Genomic DNA, 17,089 nt, shown 5'->3' with positions numbered 1-17,089 from the left:
TCGAGGGGGAAAGCTCGTCCCGCATCCACAACCCGGATAAGGCTCCGGCGAACCGCGTTGCCCGTGCAACTCGACTTCGCACCCCCTCGATATGAAGCTGACACATCACATACGACACTCATCCTTTCGATTCCTGTTCGCTTCCCTCGCTGCCCTGGCAGTGGTGGGCGCCTCGCTCGTGGTCGGGAGACCGGCCGTCGCGGCTGAGTCCTCGAGCACCATCACGTCGGTGATCCCCCGTGGGTCGACCGACTGGTCCTACTACCGGGGAGCAGAGGCTCCCGCCGCGGGCTGGCAGACTTCCACGAAGTCCTGGGCGACGGGGACGGCACCGTTCGGCATCGGCTCGAGCACCGGGGCGGTGAACACGCTGCTTCCCCGCGTTGCAGGTCGCCAGCCTCTCGCCACCTACTTCACGAAGAGCTTCACGCTCACTTCTGACCTCCCTGAATGGTCGTGGGTGAACACCTGGGCAGATGACGGGATCGTGATCTGGATCAACGGCGTGGAAATCGGCCGCAAGAACGCGCCCTCGGGAAAGATCACGGCCGGGAGCTACGCGACCGCGGCGCCGACTTCCACGGCTGCGAGAAAGAACACCGTCTCGTTCTCGGTTCCTGCGGGCATCCTCACGGCGGGGGAGAACACGATGGCTGTGCAAGTGCTGTCGAACTGGCGTCAGACTCGCAATCTCAGTTTCGACGCGCATCTCGTCCGCGAGGACCGCACGCAGAAGCCTGCTCCACCCGTAACGCCTCCGGCGAATCCGACCCCGGCTCCGCCTGTGACGCCTCCCACGAAGCCGACGGTTCCTCCCACGGCTCCGACGGTTCCTCCCGTGGGTGACACGAGCGTCCCCGGCTGGGGCACGCCGTCATGGAGCGACGAGTTCACCTACAGGGACGACTCAGGAAGACCCTCCGTCGATCCCGCCAAGTGGAACGTACGCGGCCAGGACGATCTCGGTCTTCTCTTCGACGCGGCCGTGGTCGACCGCAAGCAGGTTTCGGTCGATGACGCCGGCGTTCTGCACATTCGCGCCGACTGGCTCGACACTCCAGCGATCCGTCCGTCCACCCAGACGGGCCCGCGGGAACTCTGGCACAAGACCGGCTATCTCGACCAACGACGACTCAGCTCCGACGATGTGAGTATGTCGCAGCAGTACGGCCGATGGGAGATCCGAGCCAAGACGCCCAGCGGCCCGAACACGTTCGGGTCACTCGCCGCGTTCTGGCTCCGCAACAACCAGTCCGGTGAGATCGACATCATGGAGGCCTGGGGGTATGACGACGCAGCGGTACGCGACCAGCGCATCGACACGGCAACGACGACGGTCCACACTCACACGTCGACCCCGTCGCTGAACCAACGCTACATCTGGCATCACGCAGACTACGGCGCCGCGACGCCGGTGTGGAAGGACTTCCACACCTACGCGTTCGAGTTCACGCCGACGTACGCCGCAGTGATCGTGGACGGTGTGGAAATCCTGCGAGCGACCCCATCGACGCATCCGAACCTCTGGAACCCGAACTACTTCGGTTCACCGCTCCACATGCGTCTCAACCTGCACGTCGGTCCGTCTTCGACTTACTGGGGTCTTCCGAATCCGAACAATAAGGCCGCTACCCAGAATCTCGATTTCCAGGTCGACTACGTCCGGGTATGGAGATACGAAGGCTAGCGACGCCGCTTCTTGGTGTGGCCGCGTTGCGGCGCTACCATCGGCTGCGCCACGGCAGCATGGGAGTCGTCGGGCTCGATGAGTGAATCATCGTCATCGAGCTCGACCTCCTCGCCCTCGACATAGAAAATGTCCTCGTCGTCGATCACGTCGTCGTCGATCGCGTCGTCGTCGGTCTCCTCTTCCAGAAGGCTGCGCTTGTAGGAGGATCCGGGGCCGTTTCGCACTCGCGACACGATCAGCGCGGCGATCGCACCGACGAGGATCCCCAGGAAGAGTCCTGCGGCAACGAACACGAGTACAGACGGACGATTGGACTGCTGCGGAGGATCTGCGGGAGTCACCAGCATTCCGGAGTAGAACGGCGTCGCCGTGATCCGAGCCTGCTGGTCCAGCAGCGCCTGCAGCTGCAGTTGCGTGGCCGCACGCTCGCTACTCCCGACGGGCTGGGAGTCGAGCACCGTTTGGAGCTGTGTGATCGAAGTCCCGAGCTCAGCTGTGGTCTTCTCCACGACGGCCCGGGCGTTGTCGGTCCGTTGCTCGCCGTACGCGGCCGCCAGCGCGTTCGCGCGCTCGGCCGCGAGCTTCGGAGTATTGGCCGTCACCTGGAACATGAGAACCTGCGAGTTGCGGGGCACCTCGACCACGGTGTTCGCACGTAGAGCCTCGATCGACGTGTCGTCGAGATTCTCCACGGCACGCTCCAGCACCGCGGTCGACGTCGCGACGACCTTCTCGGTCTCCATGTTGACGGTGTTGAAGCTCGATCCCGTCGAGAGTACGCTGATCGGCTCGACGGTGTGCTGCGCCTCCGCGGTGTACTTCTGCGGATAGATCGCGAAGATACCGAGGCCGACGAGCGCGAACGCGACGATCGTCCCCACGAGTACGAGCCACGACTGCATGACCCCTCGGTACAGGTCTTCGAGTGTCCAGTGTGTCGCCAAGGTGCGCTCCCCCATCCGCGCGTTCGACACGGTCGTCGGACGCAAACCCCCGTCATCCTACAAGTTGCTGCTGGCTGCCCGCCGTGAGAGGTCGCGTGGTCAGTGCGGATCCGGAGCTTCCGAGACGACCAGGCGCGCCTTTCCCGCTTGGCTCTCGATGCGCGACACCTCGATCGTCGTCACGTCGACGTTCTCCCCGACAAGTGCGGTGAGCGCGCGGGCGGCTCGGGCGGCTGCATCCGTGGCCTCCCCCTTCCGCGTAGCGACATAGCGAATGACGATCGAGTAGTCCGAGGCCTGCACGATCTGCATCTGCCGGATCGCTTCGGGATCCCCGAGGAAGAGCCCGCTGAGACCGCCCGTGATGCGGCGGCCCGAAGGCGTACGAATCACGTCGGCGAGTCGCCCCTGCACGGGGGCGATGCGAGGGAACACCCGCCCGCAGCCGCACGCGCCGTTCAGAAGCCGGGAGCGATCACCCATTTCGTATCGCACGAGGGGATACACCTCGTTACTGAAGTCGGTGACGACGACCGACCCTTCTACGTCTGGCTCGACGCGGCGGCCGGCATCGTCGACGATTTCGACCATGCGCTGGTCTCCCGCGACATGCAGTCCCTCATGCTGCGGACATTCGGCAGCGATCCATGGGATCTCGGCAGAGCGGTAGGTGTCATACACCGGCGCACAGAACACCGATTCGAGGAGTGCGCGTTGTCCGGGTTGCAGCATCGCCGCCGTGACGGACACCGCTGTCGTCGGCAGAGTGCGCCCTGACTTCGCCAGGTGGGTGGCAACCGCGGTCGCACCTTCTACATAAGCCACAAGGAGACGGGGTCGAACACGGGACCATCGGTTCGTGAAGTCCTCGATCGCTTCATCCGTGATCGCCCGGGCATCGAGGTGGATGTGCCTGCTCGGCCACCACTGGACCGCGTACTTCAGCGCTTCCCGCCCCTGCCTCAGCCGCCGATAGATGAAAGCCATGTCGTCGCCCGGATGCACGTCCCACCACCGATAGATCCGCCACCACATGGGGGCTGTCGGTGCTGCGGCATCGTTCCGCACCCGCAGCGGCGCTCCCGTGCTGCCACCGGTCTGCGACACCAGCGCGCGCTTCGATGGGATCGCGGTCGAGAGCACGCTGTCCCCCGCTTCCCGGAGCGCGGCCTTCGTCACGATCGGAAGCCTCTCGAAGTTTCGCGGTTCGGCGACGTCTTCCCGCGAGAACCCCGCGCCGGAATACAGGTCCAGGTAGAAGGGAGATGAGTCGTACGCGTGGAGAGCCATCCGCGCCGCCGCGGTCGTGGAGAGCGCCTCAAACTCTCGGACGCTGAGTCGTTCATTTTCGACCATCGTCTCGAACGCTCGGCGATCACCCCGCATGAGCAGACGCGTCTTGGCGTCGAAGATCTCTCTTTTCACCGCTCCCCACAAGCTCCGGCTCGCGCCGATCCTCTCCATGCTAGGCGTTGTTCCCCGACACGTAGTGAACGGCTGAGCGAGGCGAGGACCGTCACTCCGACACCGGGCTCGTGTCAGGCTGACGGCTCCCCCCGGGCCTCCCCCTGTCGCACGCCCGTGCTTCGAGGTTCGCATCGAAGGCTCGATTGTGGATAACTTCGACGGGCTACAGGCGAACACCGCTAGAGTCTCTCGATCACCGACCTACAGGGGCGCTCGGCGAATAGCCGCGAGGTCCGATCTGCGACCGTCGCAGGGCACTGAGTGCGCCACCATCGACCAAGGAGACAGCCAGCATGCCCGGACATATGAAGCGCATCACGCGAATCGCAATGGCGGGAAGCGTTCTTTCGATACTGGCTCTAGGTTCTCTGGTCGTCCCCGCGGCGAGCGCAACCGACACCCTCATCAGTGATGTCGAGGTGAACGTCGCCTCAGGTGAGTCGCGCATGCTGAGCCTCACCGAAGATGCGCCGCAGAACTCCGTCACCAGCGTGACCTTCACTCCTTCGACGTTGCCCGACGCCGGGCCGGGGCACATCATCGGGGTGCAGAGCCGAGCCACGCAGTCCGGCAGCTACATGCTGTGGTCGAGAGTGGCGCCCACCGGTGAGGTCTTCGTCGGTATCGACCGTCTCGCCGCGCACAAGTACGGCGTGCTGGCTCCAGTCGAAGTCGTGCTGGCCGAATCCAAGCTCGCAGACGTCGCCGGGCTCGGCGAGAGCATCCAGCTGTCATTGACGACCGCAGATGCTGGGGCGGAAGTCCACCTGAGCGCCGAGGCCGGCGTGGGCGAGGGCAAGACACAGGACTTCACAGCGGCCGACACGGGTGATGACAGACTGACTGCCGGCGGCGGCGCGGACATCGCGTTCTTCGGAGCCAGATCGTCCCCCGGCCTCACGGTGAAGGTGAACGACGCGAACGTCGCGGAGGCACCCGCGGCCCCGACCTGGGAGGACGACTTCGAGGGCGCTCTGGATACCTCTTCGTGGGAGGCCCGCCGATTCATGGACGCAAACACTCTCGACGGGGCGAACTTCCCTGAGAACGTGAGCGTCGTGGACGGCAACCTCCGGTTGCGTATGCAGAAGCTGGCCGCGCCACAGCAGTTCAACGGCAAGACCATCACCTACAGCGGAGGTTACGTCTGGTCGCGCGGCAAGCACCACATCGGGTACGGCAAGACCGAGATCCGGGCGAAGATGCTGACGCCGGGATCATCCACGGGGCTCTGGTCAGCGATCTGGTTCCGCGATGTGAATCTCGGTGGTGAAATCGACCTCTTCGAAGCTATCGGCACGCCGAACCTGCAGCCGGGCTACTACCCGAACGACGGCACCGGTATCCAGCAGACCATCTACAAACAGACGGGCGTGAAGACAAAGGGGGAATACACCCAACGCAACTTCACTCTGACGACGCCGAGCGATCAGTGGCATACCTACACGCTGGAGCAGACTCCTCAGTTCATCGCACTTTCCGTGGATGGGGTCGAAACGTTCCGCACGTCTGACCCGAAGATCCTCGCCGGATTCAGCGGTCAGCTCGACATCCGTTTCTCCCAGTTCATCGGAGAGAGCTGGGGCGCCCGCACCGGCCCCACCACGGGCGCCATCAACGATGTCCTCATCGACTATGTGAAGCACTGGGCATACGCGGAATAGGGCAGCGGCTTGAACCGGATCCATCAGCTCGTTGCCCGCTACGACGACACGCGACCGTGTACCGCACCGGAGGCGCTCACGGCTCCGAGGTCGGACCTCGGGGTCTCCGCGCCCTAGAGCTCGCCGGGCTTCATCGCTTCAGCGTCGATGGCCCGAATCACACGCAGCGCGGCGGTATCCGGCTTCGGCTCGGATGCCGCCGCCTCGTCGTTCCGGCGCCGCTTCGGGGCGTAGACGACGAGCGAGTGGAAGAGGAACCGTGCGAAGAAGGCCACGATGAGAGAGAGGGCCGTCGCGAGCACGCTCGAGATGTGCCAGGACTCGACCATCAAGGCCATCACGGGGATCCGCAGTGCCGCCTCGACGTTGTTGAAGGCGAAGGAACTGGCGAAGCGGACCCCGAGGCCACGGGCGTCGGTGCGCATGTCGGCGAAGACGAAGCGCTCCTGTAGCAGGAAGTTCCCGATGATCGTGACCTCGGCGCCCATGATGGCCGCCCAGATGTAAGGGACGCCGGCGGCGGTCAGCCCCCACATGATCCCGAGGTTCGCGGCAGCGCCGATCGCGCCGATCAGTGCGAACAAGGACATCTTCCCGAATCGCAGACGTGCGAGGTGCGCGATGAAGGTCGCTCCCTGGCGCAGACTCGCCTTCGACGTCCCGTGCCGGCGCTCGGCGAACTCCATCGGCACCTCGGCGATGCGAAGGTCGTTGCGGGCCAGGATCTCGAGGAGGATCTTGAAACCCTGAGGCTGGAGATTCGCGACCTCGAGGCGCTTCCGGTCCACCAGGAAGAAGCCCGTCATCGGGTCGGTGCTGCGAGCGAGCCGGATCGGGAACATCGCCCGGGTCAGCCAGGTCGCCGCGCGCGAGACGCCGAACCGCACGGCCGTCCCGAGGCCGCGGGTGTCCCCTCCGCCGACGTAGCGGGACGCGGCGACGAGATCGGCATCCCCCGCGTCGTAGCGGTCGAGCAGGGCGGGCAGGAGCTCCGGCGGATGCTGGAGATCGCCATCCATGACGATGCAGACGTCGAAGGACGCGGCTTCGATCCCGACGACCACGGCCCCGCCCAGACCGCCGTGGTTCTCGGCGCGATGGATGACGCGCACCGGGACCGGGGCATCGGCGGCGACGCGCGCCACTTCGGCAGCGGTGTCGTCGGTGCTGTCGTCGACGAAGAGGATCTCGGCATCCCCCTCGGGGAGCGCAGCGGCGATGCGGGCGACGAGTTCCGCGACGTTGTCGCGTTCGTTGAACGTCGGCACGATGACCGTGACCGGTGTCCCCACGTCAGCCCCCTCTTCCGCACGCGCAATGCCTGCGGCCTCCATCGTTCCATGTGTTCCTGTGGGGAAAGAAACCCGAACCTGCTAGACTCTCGACTTGCGGCTGTGGGAGTCGCTGAGCGGGTGGGGATCCGCTTACTGGGGACTACTGATCTGGGGAGATCATGGGGACGCGTATCGGCTATGCCGTTGGTGCTTTCGACCTTTTTCACGTCGGGCATCTGAATCTACTTCGTCACGCCAAGCAGCACTGCGACATCCTGATCGCGGGTGTCGTCAGCGACGAGATGCTGCGCCAGGTGAAGGGCATCGAGCCCGTCATCCCGACGTCCGAGCGCGCGGAGATCGTGAAGCACATCTCCTTCGTCGACGACGTCTATGTGGAGACCACACCCTCGAAGATGGACTCCTGGCGCGACGTGCACTTCACGCACTTCTTCAAGGGCGACGACTGGCGCGGAACCGACAAGGGCCTGCGTCTCGAGCGCGAGTTCGCCGAGGTCGGCGTCGAGGTCGTGTACTTCCCGTACACGGCGCACACCTCGAGCTCATCGCTGCGCCGAGCGCTCGACGCGATCACGGCCGGCGCGAACGCCCCGGCCGTCGCCGCGACCCGCTGACCTTCGGGCGTCGCTCAGTTCGCGACGCCGAGAAGGCTGCGCGCCATCCGCGCCACGTGTGGAGGGGTGTGCGGGCCCAGCCAGACGGTCCACGGGGACCACGGTTCGCCGCATGCCCACTCCACGCACCAGGCGTGGACGGCGTTCGCAAGTCGCTCACCGCGGGCGTGCGCACGGATGCCGTCGCCGCGCACGAGCCACCGCACCGAGACGCCGTCGGGAACATCGATGTGGCGGAACTGGATGCGCGCCGCGACCTCGAGGAGGATGACCCCCTGGGCGTCCCAGGGCAGCCGCGCCGCGATGCCCGCGATGGTACCGGCATCGGCCGCATCGCCGGCGATGAGCACGGCCCCCTCGATGCTGTCCCAGTCAGGGTCATCCAGGTGCTCGCACGCGTTGCTCATGCCACCAGCTTAGATAAGGGTAGCCTTACCTATCAAGAGGCTTCTCAGCGCCACCCCATCCACGCAGCCGTAGGCTGGAGGCATGACTTCTCCTGCCTCCGACACCATCACGATGTTCGGCGCCGACTGGTGCCGCGACTGCATCCGCACCAAGAAGCAGCTCGATGCGCTCGGCGTCGAGTACACCTATGTCGACCTCGTCGCGGAGCCCGCTGCCGCGGACATCGCGAAGGACATCTCGGGGCGAACGAACATCCCGGTCGTCGTGTACCCCGACGCCTCGCACCACGTCGAGCCGTCGAACGCCGATGTCGAGTCGAAGCTGCGCGAGCTCGCACTGATCTGAACGGTCGCCGTGGCGCCGCTACACTGGCGCGATGAGCACTGAGGCTCGGTCCGAACGAGCATCCGTCCGCCTCTCCCCGCGTACGATCGTGCTGTACGCGATCGGGTCGCTGGGGACCGGCGGTTACGCCACCCTGCCCGGGCTGGTGCTGACGTACTTCCTGACCGACAACCTCGGCGTGGCCGCGCTGGCCGCAGGACTCATCGTCACCGCGGCGAAGATCTGGGACGTCCTGATCGATCCCCTGATCGGCGCGGCCTCCGATCGACAGCTCGCACGCACGGGGTCCCGCCGCGGATTCATGGTCACGGGCGCCCTCGCGCTCCCGCTGTTCTTCGCCCTCACCTTCGCCGTCCCCCCTTCCTGGGGACCGGTGACGGGAGCCGTCAGCGTCCTGCTGGCGTTCCTCGCGACCGCGACGGCCTTCAGCCTGTTCCAGGTGCCCTACGTCGCGCTCCCCGCAGAGCTGACGGGCAGCTACGACGAGCGCACCCGCCTGCTGGGTTGGCGCGTCGTCGTGCTCACCGCGGCGATCCTTCTCTTCGGCGCCGGCGGTCCGGCGCTGCGCAACGCCGGCTCCGATCCGGTCCTGGGATACCTCCTGATGGGGATCGCCTCCGGCCTGGCGATCGGCATCGGCATGCTGATCGCCGCCCGCACGGCGGACATCGCGGCGCGGCGCACCGCGCACACCCCCGGCGCACCGATCGTGTCCTCCACCTGGCGCGACCAGTACATGTCCGGCTTCCGGGCACTCGGACGCAGCCAACCGTTCCGCGCCCTGCTGCGGACCTTCGTCCTGCAGGCGCTCGCGACGGGGACGATGCTCGCCGGCGCCCAGTACGTCGCGACCTGGGTCCTGCGATCCGAAGACGCGGTGACGCTCGTGTTCGTCGCCCTCGTCGGACCCGCGCTGCTCGCGACGCCGGCGTGGACCGCGCTCGCCCGGCGCACCGGGAAGGAACGCGCATTCGCCATCGCCAGCGGCCTGTTCACCGCCGCAGCGGCAACCCTCGTCATCGCGGTGTGGACGCCCGGAGCGTGGATCTACGCGTCCGTCGCCGTCGCCGGCATCGCCTACGCGGGGCTCCAGTCCCTGCCGATGGCGATGCTGCCCGATGTCATCTCGCACGACGAGCGCACCAGCGGGCCGGGACAGGCGGGCACGTTCACCGGCATCTGGACCGCAGGCGAGACCGTGGGCTTCGCCCTCGGTGCGACCGCGGTGTCACTGGCCCTCGCCACCACCGGCTACATCTCCACCGTCGCCGGCGCCACCGTCGAGCAACCGGCGGCCGCGATCACGGGCATCGTCCTGAGCTTCAGCATCCTCCCCGCTGCGCTGATGGCGGCGAGCCTGCTGACCCTCCGCCGCTATCGCCTGCGCAGGGAAGACATCGACGCCGTGGCGAGCCTCGACGCCTAAGCTGGGATCCCGTCCGAAGGAGACATCGATGACTTCTGCGAGCACCTCCACCGCCGCCACGCCCGCTCCGAAGCGCGCGCCGAAGACCGAGGCTCCCGGGATGAGCGCGGGCGAGCGTGAACGGCTCGACACCGCCGTCGACGACCTGCACGCCGGCGCACGCACGTGGTCGGCCCTCACGATCGCTCAACGCGTGACCCTGCTGCGCGCGGTGCGCACGAGCGTCGCCGCCACCGCCGAGGACTGGGCGAACACGGCCTCCGCCTCCAAGGGCCTCGACGGGGCGCATCCACTGCGGGGCGAAGAGTGGCTCAGCGGCCCCTACAGCGTGATCGGCGCGCTCGACGCCTACATCGCGACCCTCTCCCGCCTGGCGGAAGGCACCAACCCGCTCGACGGCATCACGATCGACCGCGCCCCGGGTGGGCGTACCCGGGTGCACGCCTTCCCCCTGACCGGGATCGACAGGTTCCTGCTGTCCGGCTTCACGGGCGAGGTCTGGCTCGAGCCCGGGATCACCCCGAACGCCGCGCGCGCATCCGCCGGTCTCGCGCAGCGCACTCCGACCGCGTCGGGCGGCGTCGGACTCGTGCTCGGTGCCGGCAACATCACCTCGATCCCTGTCCTCGACGTGTTCTACGAACTGCTCGCCCACAACCGCACGGCGCTGCTGAAGGTGAACCCCACTCAGGACGCCCTCGTGCCGGTGTACAAGCGTGCGCTCGCGCCCCTCATCGAGCTGGGGTTCCTGCGCATCGTGCGAGGCGGCCCGGCGGTCGGCGCCTTCCTCACCGACCACCCCGGACTCGCGCATGTGCACATCACCGGGTCCGCCGCGACGTTCGACACCATCGTGTGGGGGCCGTCGAAGGGCGAGGGGGCCGCGGCCACGAAGCGCCGTCGCCGCGAGAACCGCCCGCGCTTGAAGAAGCCGATCACGGCCGAGCTCGGCGGCGTCTCACCGATCATCGTGGTGCCCGGCGCGTGGACGGAGGCCGACCTCACGTACCACGCCGAGCACATCGCGACCATGCGGCTGCAGAACTGCGGACACAACTGCATCGCGGGCCAAGTGGTGATCATGTCGTCGGAGTGGGATCAAGCCGATGCGTTCCGAGCCGCGCTGCGACGTGCATACGCCAACGCCCCCGAACGTCCGACCTGGTACCCGGGCTCCGCCTCGAGGATGGAGCTCGCATCCGACGCCTACCCCGACGCCCTCGTGCTGGGCGACCGGCTGCTCGTCGAGATCGACGCCGACGACGACGCGACCGCGCTGGAGACCACCGAGTACTTCGCCCCGGTGCTGGGAGTCGTGACCGTGCCGGGCACCGGCCAGGACTTCCTGGATGCCGCTGTCGCCCATGCGAACGACAGGCTGGAGGGCACCCTCGGCGCGAACCTGCTGATCGACCCTGCCACGGAGAAGTCGCTCGGTGCCGGATTCGAACGGGCCATCGCCGCGCTCCACTACGGCTCCATCGCCATCAACAGCTGGACGGCCTTCGCATTCATCACCCCGACACTCACCTGGGGCGCGTTCCCGGGTGGCACGATCGACGACGTCGGCAGCGGCCTGGGGGTCGTGCACAACGCGCTCCTGCTCGACGGGGTCGAGCGCTCCGTGCTCCGCGGACCGTTCCGCCCCCTCCCGCGGTCACTGCCGATCGCGAACGGCGGTGGACGGTTCACGATCCTGCCGAAGCCACCGTGGTTCGTCTCCGCGCGCACCGGTGCGGCCGTCAGCGAAGGACTGACCCGCTACCGGATCGACGGCAGTCTCGTGGGGCTCGTGAAGACCTTGACGAAGGCTCTCCGAGCCTGACGGTCAGCGCGAAACGAGCCTGACGGTCAGCGCAAAACGAGCCTGACTGTCAGCGCGCACCGAGCCTGACGGCCAGCGCGCAACGAAGGAGATCTCAGGGAACGAAGGAGCCGGTCGCGCATCCACTCCTTCGTTCCCCGAGATCTCCTTCATGTCGTGCGGCTGGCTCGGGCGAATCGGTCGGTCGCCGCGCGTAGCGCCTTCTGCGTGCCGGGCTCGGTCGCCGCATGACCGGCGTCGTCGACCACGATGAACTCCGCCTCGGGCCACGCCCGGTGCAGATCCCACGCCGTCATCATCGGGGTCGCGACGTCGTGTCGACCCTGCACGATGACCGCGGGGATGTGGCGGATGGCGTCGACGCCGGCGATCAGCTGCCCCTCGTCCCACCACCCGCGATGGACGAAGAAGTGGTTCTCGATGCGGGCGAACGCGGTGGCCTTCTGCGGATCGGACAGGGCGGCGATCTGCGCGGGATCCGGTGTGAGCGTCACGGTCGCCGCCTCCCAGGTCGACCAGGCGATCGCGGCGGGCACGTGCACCGCCGGGTCGGGGTCGAAGAGTCGGCGGTGGTATGCCTCGATCAGGTGCGAGCGCTCCAGGATCGGGATCTGCGCGAGGAAGCTCTCCCAGAGGTCCGGGAAGAGGGCCGCTGCCCCGCCCTCGTAGAACCACTCGAGCTCCTCGCGACGCAGCGTGAAGATCCCGCGGAGCACGAGTTCGGTCACCGCAGACGGATGTGCCTGCGCATAGGCGAGTGCGAGGGCGCTCCCCCACGACCCGCCGAACACCTGCCACTTGTCGATGCCGAGGTTCTTGCGCAGCAGCTCGATGTCGGCGATCAGGTGGGCGGTGGTGATGTGACGGAAGTCGGCATCGGGAGCACTCGCATGCGGTGTGCTGCGCCCGCACCCCCGCTGATCGAACAGCACGATGCGATAAGCCTCCGGGTCGAAGAACCGCCGCTGCCAGGGCGAGGTTCCACTGCCGGGGCCGCCGTGCAGGAAGACCACCGGCTTGCCTTCGGGGTTGCCGCTGACCTCCCAGTACACGCGGTGACCGTCTCCGACGAGCATCTCCCCCGTGTCGTACGGTTCGATCGGTGGATACAGTGCGTCTGTCTTCGTCATCATCGGCCCCCCAGCCGGTCGTGCAGTACTGCCTCTTCCACCGTAACGGACCTGCCTCGCGGGTGCCCCTTTGCTAGAGGTCACCTTCGGCGAGGGTGAACACCTGGCCGCAGGCGCCCAGCCCGTTCTGGTACCCCTCGGCGAACCAGCGCTGACGCTGATCACTGGAGCCGTGCGTCCAGCTCTCCGGGTTCACGAAACCGGACTGCGCCTGGATGTTGTCGTCACCGACCGCTGCCGCCGCGTTCAGGGCGTCGACCCGTTGCGCCTCGGTGGTCGGCTTCAGGTACGGGACACCCTTGCTGTCGGTCTCCTCCGAGATCCGGCCGATCCAGGCCCCGGCGTAGCAATCCGCCTGCAGTTCCATCCGCACCCCGTTGCTGCCCGGGCCCGTCCCGTTGTTCGGGTAGCGGTCCATGTCGCCCGTGATGTTCTGGATGTGGTGGCCCCACTCGTGCCCGACGATGTAGAGCTGAGCAAGGTCACCGGCGGACGCCCCGAACTGCTGCTGCATGAGCTGGAAGAACGTGGGGTCCACGTAGACCCCCTCCTCGGGCGGGCAGTAGAACGGTCCGACGGCATTGGACGCCGTTCCGCACTGCGTGGGTGTGGAGCCGTCGACCACGATCATCTGCGGCGCGCGATACCCTTCGACGTTCTCCGCCCAGAAGTCATCGAGCGCGAGCTGCGCGCCGGCCATCCGGCAGTCGATGTCCGCGTTCGCATCCGCGCCGGTGTCGCAGTTCTCGATGACCGATCCCCCGACGGGCTCGCCGCTCCCGCTCGGCGCCCCACCCCCGAGCAGCCCGGTCAGGTCGATGCCGAGGAGGGGGCCCGCGATGAGCGCGATGATGCCGAGCACGCCCACTCCCGCACCTCCGGCGATGGCTGCGGTGCGACCGCGTCGACGGGTCGTGTTGCCCGAGATGTCGGCGTCGGGATTGAAGGTCATGCGACGAGGGTACTCCGAGGGACGACCGGCGTGATCGGACGTATGCTCGGGGCATGACGACCACGATCACCCTCACCGGCGCCGGCGGCCAGATCGGCTACGCACTGCTGTTCCGCATCGCGGCGGGCGACCTGCTCGGACCGGACGAGAAGGTACGGCTCCGCCTGTTGGAGATCCCGCAGGGACTCGGTGCCGCGGAGGGCGCCACACTGGAGCTGCAGGACGGCGCGTTCGGCTTGCTCGAACACGTCGAGGTGACGGATGACGCCGCGGTGGGCTTCGACGGGTGCGACCTCGCCCTGCTCGTGGGGGCCCGCCCCCGCGGGCCCGGGATGGAGCGCGCCGACCTGCTCGCCGCCAATGCCGGCATCTTCGGCCCGCAGGGCGCGGCCATCGCGGCGAACGCGGCGGCGGGAGTGCGCGTCACGGTGGTCGGGAACCCCGCCAACACCAACGCCCTGATCGCGGCCGCGTCGGCGGACGGTGTACCCGCCGAGCGCTTCACCGCCCTGACGCGACTCGACGAGAACCGCGCGCGGGCCCAGCTCGCGCAGACCCTCGGCACCCCGGTGCACACCGTGCGCCGCGTCCCGATCTGGGGCAACCACTCTGCGACGCAGTTCCCCGACATCTCGCACGCCACAGTCGCCGGCCGTCCGGTGGCGCCGGCTCTGGAACAGATCGTCGGTGACGTGCCGGCGTGGCTCGACGAAACGTTCATCCCGCGGGTGGCGAAGCGCGGAGCGGAGATCATCGCGGTGCGCGGTTCGTCGTCGGTGGCGTCGGCCGCGAACGCGACCATCGAGCACGTGCGCGACTGGGTCCGGGGCACCGACGACTGGACCTCGGCCGGCGTCGTCTCGCACGGCGAATACGGCGTCCCGGAGGGTCTCGTCTCGTCCTTCCCCGTGCGCTCCGTCGACGGGGAATGGCAGATCGTCGAAGGGCTGGAGCTGAGCGAGTGGGCACGCGCGCGGATCGACGCGTCCGTCGCGGAACTGCTCCAGGAGCGAGAGACGGTGCAAGCCCTCGGTCTGTTGTGAATCCGGTCGCCGCGGCGCCGTCCGACAGGGCAGAATGGATGCCGGAGGTGCGCGATGAGCGAGACGATCGATCCCATGAATGCGACTGCCGTCGATGAGGCGCTGACGAGCCCGTTGCACCTGCCTCATGATGCCGCGGCTTGCCCGAAGTGCTTCACCGAGTTGCAGCAGAACCGCAACTTCTGGACCGCACGCCCTGACGGCTCGCGCCTGGTCGGTCTCGTCGTCGCTCGGGAGGGCATGCCGTCGGTCGTCAAGCAGCGCGAAGACCTCACCCGCTTCGGCGTGCCGATCGAGGGGTTCCGTCACCCGGCACCCGACATCCTGGAGAGCTGGAACGACCGTCTCGCGCGTCTCATCGCGACTCTGACACACGGCGATGTGCTGGTCGTCGTGAACATCAAGGCTCTCGGCCGCGACGCCGAAGAGGGCGCCCGCACCGTCTCAGAACTGCGCCGCCACGGGATCATCGTGAAGGTCCTGGGCCACGACGCCCGGCACCTCGCCGACGCCGCACGCTGACGACGAAGAGGGCCGACCACCTGGTCGACCCTCTCCGTGAAACCGTGCCGTTCGTCAGCTGCCGGCGAGCTGCTGATCCAGATCCTGGATCGCACGCATCATCCCGAGCAACGACTCCGACATGTCATTGATACCGTCGACCGCGGTCTTCAGACCCGTCGTCAACTCCGTGTACCCCTCACCGAACTTCCCCGACGCATGCTGCGTCTTGAAGTCCTCACCCAGAAGAGTGTCCACCTGACCCTTCAACGTGTCCAACTGCCCCTGAATGTCATCACGAGCCTGCGACAGCGACGACGCCACCTGCTCCATCTCTGCATAAGACGCACCGAAATCGGCCATCGTCCACACCTCCGCAAATCGAAAGAACCGGACCCCTCCGGCCCGAATACCACCACCCTACGCGGCACCCACAAACACCGTCGATGGGGACAACTCCCCATCACCGACCCGTCCCCCACCGGATGGCGGAACAAAGCCGCAGTCGCTCACACCGAGCCCGGAACCGTCTCCGGCATCGCCTGCTCCCACGCAACGGTGGAGATCATCAGATCGCTGAGCAGTGTCATGCCCTGAATCGCTTCGTCGGAGATCCCGCCACCGTCTGGCGTGAGGATGGTCGTCGTGAACACCAGCGCGCGCGTGCGGTCGGTCTCCGGCACCGGCAGGGCGTACGTGATCGTTCGTCCGGTCACCTGTTCGAGATCCGCGCCACGGGGCGCCTGGGCCGCCGGGCCCTCCCACCGCACGACATGCTTGGCATCCTCGAGGAAGCTCGCTCCACGCAGCCGGAACGCATCCGTGATCCAGGCGTCGAGATTGCGGCCACCCTCGCCATCGACCGCCGACGCCGTGATCGACATCGGCAGGAGTTCGTCGGCTTCGACATCCTCCTGCCGGTAGATCGCGAACACCTTCGCCCTCGTCATGCCCTGACGCACACGGGCCATCATCGCCCGATACTGTGCCTCGAGATCGGGGCGTCCGGCTTGGCGGAACAGCTCCGATGCACGCGCGAGGTCAGCCTTCTCGGTTGCCGTCGACGCAGCCCTTCGATGCCACCCCGGCGGCAGCGCGATTCGGAACGGGGGGATGCCGTACCGCAGCTCCACACGAAGATCGTTCATCTCCCCATCCTCACAGGAAAAGCCCCCGAGACGGCATCATGCGATGACGGCGTCGGGGAGCACGATGCCTTCGACGAGGGCCAGCAGCTCACCCTCGAGCTGGGCAAGCACCGGAAGCGTGGTGGCCATGACGTTGGCGGCGATGAGCACACCGTGCACGTGGAGCAGCAGATCCCACTGGGCGACCAGCAGTGCGCTCGAGTCTTGAGCCTGCACTCCGGCGGTGCGGCGGATCAGAACTCCTGAGCCATGCGTATCCGACTCGATGGCGATCCCGTCGGGCGCGGTCGCTCCCGGATTCTCGGTCACACGCTGGACGATCTCTCTCGCCGAGTCCCCTTCGGCGTCGGTCACCACAAGGCTCACCAGCACATCGCTGTAGAACCCAGGCGGAGCGAACCACAGGCGCATCACGAACGGCTCGGCCATGCTCAGGAGTGCCTCGGCGGTCACCGTCAGACCCTGGCGATCGCCTTCGGTCAGCGGTGCCGACGCCGCGTAGTGCTCGAGAACCTCCCCGACCCACATCGGCCCGCGCTCCGGATCGGCGGCGAGCTCCTCCGCCGAGGGAAGGGGGATGAACAACGCGGCGTCGTAGTTCAGATCCCACCCGGATTCCGACAGTGACTCGCCCATC

Annotated in this window: 17 protein-coding genes; 8 read left to right on the top strand and 9 right to left on the bottom strand. The window is 67.3% G+C overall.

What is annotated here, in order from left to right; translation table 11 throughout:
- The first annotated feature begins 163 nt into the window (after nucleotides 1-163).
- Nucleotides 164-1,687, top strand: coding sequence for a family 16 glycosylhydrolase (locus tag FGL91_RS07495; RefSeq protein ID WP_153243517.1), 1,524 nt, complete (start codon nucleotides 164-166; stop codon nucleotides 1,685-1,687).
- Here the strand turns inward: FGL91_RS07495 and FGL91_RS07490 are convergent.
- A complete protein-coding gene (locus FGL91_RS07490) occupies nucleotides 1,684-2,679 on the bottom strand; it encodes a Wzz/FepE/Etk N-terminal domain-containing protein (RefSeq protein WP_153243516.1) in 996 nt (331 codons plus the stop codon). The two genes, FGL91_RS07495 and FGL91_RS07490, sit on opposite strands and share 4 nt — an antisense overlap.
- Nucleotides 2,680-2,733: 54 nt before the next feature.
- The gene (locus FGL91_RS07485) at nucleotides 2,734-4,059 is read right to left on the bottom strand and encodes a phenylacetate--CoA ligase family protein (RefSeq protein ID WP_153243515.1); all 1,326 of its coding nucleotides are present in this window, start codon (nucleotides 4,057-4,059) and stop codon (nucleotides 2,734-2,736) included.
- 461 nt (nucleotides 4,060-4,520) lie between these two features.
- Here FGL91_RS07485 and FGL91_RS07480 point away from each other — a divergent pair, with 461 nt between their 5' ends.
- A complete protein-coding gene (locus FGL91_RS07480) occupies nucleotides 4,521-5,765 on the top strand; it encodes a family 16 glycosylhydrolase (RefSeq protein ID WP_194239339.1) in 1,245 nt (414 codons plus the stop codon).
- Between the two features lie 113 nt (nucleotides 5,766-5,878).
- Here FGL91_RS07480 and FGL91_RS07475 read toward each other — a convergent pair whose 3' ends face one another.
- A complete protein-coding gene (locus FGL91_RS07475; RefSeq protein WP_153243513.1) occupies nucleotides 5,879-7,099 on the bottom strand; it encodes a glycosyltransferase in 1,221 nt (406 codons plus the stop codon).
- 119 nt (nucleotides 7,100-7,218) lie between these two features.
- Here FGL91_RS07475 and FGL91_RS07470 point away from each other — a divergent pair, with 119 nt between their 5' ends.
- A complete protein-coding gene (locus FGL91_RS07470; RefSeq protein ID WP_131492979.1) occupies nucleotides 7,219-7,674 on the top strand; it encodes an adenylyltransferase/cytidyltransferase family protein in 456 nt (151 codons plus the stop codon).
- 14 nt (nucleotides 7,675-7,688) lie between these two features.
- Here the strand turns inward: FGL91_RS07470 and FGL91_RS07465 are convergent, their stop codons facing one another.
- Complete coding sequence (locus tag FGL91_RS07465) at nucleotides 7,689-8,081, bottom strand: SIP domain-containing protein (RefSeq protein ID WP_131492980.1); 393 nt, start codon at nucleotides 8,079-8,081, stop codon at nucleotides 7,689-7,691.
- Between the two features lie 82 nt (nucleotides 8,082-8,163).
- On the opposite strand from FGL91_RS07465, the gene FGL91_RS07460 reads away from it, so the two are divergent.
- Genes FGL91_RS07460 through FGL91_RS07450 form a run of 3 tightly spaced genes read left to right on the top strand, consistent with a single transcriptional unit; the run spans nucleotide 8,164 to nucleotide 11,678 of the window.
- Nucleotides 8,164-8,427: a glutaredoxin domain-containing protein gene (locus FGL91_RS07460; protein WP_047521334.1), complete on the top strand. Its 264-nt coding sequence runs from the start codon at nucleotides 8,164-8,166 to the stop codon at nucleotides 8,425-8,427.
- 31 nt (nucleotides 8,428-8,458) lie between these two features.
- Nucleotides 8,459-9,853, top strand: a complete 1,395-nt coding sequence (locus FGL91_RS07455; protein ID WP_227991964.1) for an MFS transporter — start codon at nucleotides 8,459-8,461, stop codon at nucleotides 9,851-9,853.
- A gap of 28 nt (nucleotides 9,854-9,881) precedes the next feature.
- Nucleotides 9,882-11,678, top strand: a complete 1,797-nt coding sequence (locus FGL91_RS07450; RefSeq protein WP_153243512.1) for an aldehyde dehydrogenase family protein — start codon at nucleotides 9,882-9,884, stop codon at nucleotides 11,676-11,678.
- A gap of 149 nt (nucleotides 11,679-11,827) precedes the next feature.
- On the opposite strand, the gene pip is transcribed toward FGL91_RS07450, so the two are convergent.
- Entirely contained in the window at nucleotides 11,828-12,811 is a 984-nt protein-coding gene (gene pip / locus FGL91_RS07445) for a prolyl aminopeptidase (RefSeq protein WP_153243511.1), read from the bottom strand.
- Nucleotides 12,812-12,881: 70 nt separating this feature from the next.
- Nucleotides 12,882-13,760 carry a neutral zinc metallopeptidase gene (locus tag FGL91_RS07440; protein ID WP_153243510.1) on the bottom strand — a complete coding sequence of 293 codons (879 nt, stop codon included), beginning with the start codon at nucleotides 13,758-13,760 and terminating at the stop codon, nucleotides 12,882-12,884.
- Between the two features lie 53 nt (nucleotides 13,761-13,813).
- Between FGL91_RS07440 and FGL91_RS07435 the strand changes: the two genes are divergently transcribed.
- Entirely contained in the window at nucleotides 13,814-14,803 is a 990-nt protein-coding gene (locus FGL91_RS07435) for a malate dehydrogenase (RefSeq protein WP_153243509.1), read from the top strand.
- 54 nt (nucleotides 14,804-14,857) lie between these two features.
- Nucleotides 14,858-15,325 (top strand): recombinase family protein, encoded by a 468-nt coding sequence (locus FGL91_RS07430; RefSeq protein ID WP_153243508.1) that lies wholly within the window; start codon nucleotides 14,858-14,860, stop codon nucleotides 15,323-15,325.
- A 54-nt stretch (nucleotides 15,326-15,379) separates the two neighbouring features.
- On the opposite strand, the gene FGL91_RS07425 is transcribed toward FGL91_RS07430, so the two are convergent.
- The 3 genes from FGL91_RS07425 to FGL91_RS07415 all read right to left on the bottom strand — a co-directional run bounded on the left by FGL91_RS07425 (nucleotide 15,380) and on the right by FGL91_RS07415 (nucleotide 17,088).
- Nucleotides 15,380-15,667, bottom strand: a complete 288-nt coding sequence (locus FGL91_RS07425) for a WXG100 family type VII secretion target (RefSeq protein ID WP_028501988.1) — start codon at nucleotides 15,665-15,667, stop codon at nucleotides 15,380-15,382.
- A 146-nt stretch (nucleotides 15,668-15,813) separates the two neighbouring features.
- Nucleotides 15,814-16,452 carry a hypothetical protein gene (locus FGL91_RS07420; protein WP_153243507.1) on the bottom strand — a complete coding sequence of 213 codons (639 nt, stop codon included), beginning with the start codon at nucleotides 16,450-16,452 and terminating at the stop codon, nucleotides 15,814-15,816.
- 36 nt (nucleotides 16,453-16,488) lie between these two features.
- Nucleotides 16,489-17,088 carry a hypothetical protein gene (locus tag FGL91_RS07415; protein WP_153243506.1) on the bottom strand — a complete coding sequence of 200 codons (600 nt, stop codon included), beginning with the start codon at nucleotides 17,086-17,088 and terminating at the stop codon, nucleotides 16,489-16,491.
- Nucleotide 17,089 lies beyond the last annotated feature (1 nt).

The organism is Microbacterium sp. CBA3102 (assembly GCF_007954505.1).
GTDB lineage: Bacteria > Actinomycetota > Actinomycetes > Actinomycetales > Microbacteriaceae > Microbacterium > Microbacterium aurugineum.
Note: the sequence above shows the minus strand (reverse complement) of the source record. Positions and strands in the feature narration are given on the sequence as shown.

Coding starts and splice junctions, on each gene's coding strand:
- FGL91_RS07465 (WP_131492980.1), bottom strand. CDS start 8,081: ATGAGCAACGCGTGCGAGCACCTGGATGACCCTGACTGGGACAGCATC.
- FGL91_RS07420 (WP_153243507.1), bottom strand. CDS start 16,452: ATGAACGATCTTCGTGTGGAGCTGCGGTACGGCATCCCCCCGTTCCGA.
- FGL91_RS07430 (WP_153243508.1), top strand. CDS start 14,858: ATGAGCGAGACGATCGATCCCATGAATGCGACTGCCGTCGATGAGGCG.
- FGL91_RS07470 (WP_131492979.1), top strand. CDS start 7,219: ATGGGGACGCGTATCGGCTATGCCGTTGGTGCTTTCGACCTTTTTCAC.
- FGL91_RS07425 (WP_028501988.1), bottom strand. CDS start 15,667: ATGGCCGATTTCGGTGCGTCTTATGCAGAGATGGAGCAGGTGGCGTCG.
- pip (WP_153243511.1), bottom strand. CDS start 12,811: ATGATGACGAAGACAGACGCACTGTATCCACCGATCGAACCGTACGAC.
- FGL91_RS07460 (WP_047521334.1), top strand. CDS start 8,164: ATGACTTCTCCTGCCTCCGACACCATCACGATGTTCGGCGCCGACTGG.
- FGL91_RS07440 (WP_153243510.1), bottom strand. CDS start 13,760: ATGACCTTCAATCCCGACGCCGACATCTCGGGCAACACGACCCGTCGA.
- FGL91_RS07435 (WP_153243509.1), top strand. CDS start 13,814: ATGACGACCACGATCACCCTCACCGGCGCCGGCGGCCAGATCGGCTAC.
- FGL91_RS07450 (WP_153243512.1), top strand. CDS start 9,882: ATGACTTCTGCGAGCACCTCCACCGCCGCCACGCCCGCTCCGAAGCGC.
- FGL91_RS07415 (WP_153243506.1), bottom strand. CDS start 17,088: ATGGGCGAGTCACTGTCGGAATCCGGGTGGGATCTGAACTACGACGCC.
- FGL91_RS07455 (WP_227991964.1), top strand. CDS start 8,459: ATGAGCACTGAGGCTCGGTCCGAACGAGCATCCGTCCGCCTCTCCCCG.
- FGL91_RS07475 (WP_153243513.1), bottom strand. CDS start 7,099: ATGGAGGCCGCAGGCATTGCGCGTGCGGAAGAGGGGGCTGACGTGGGG.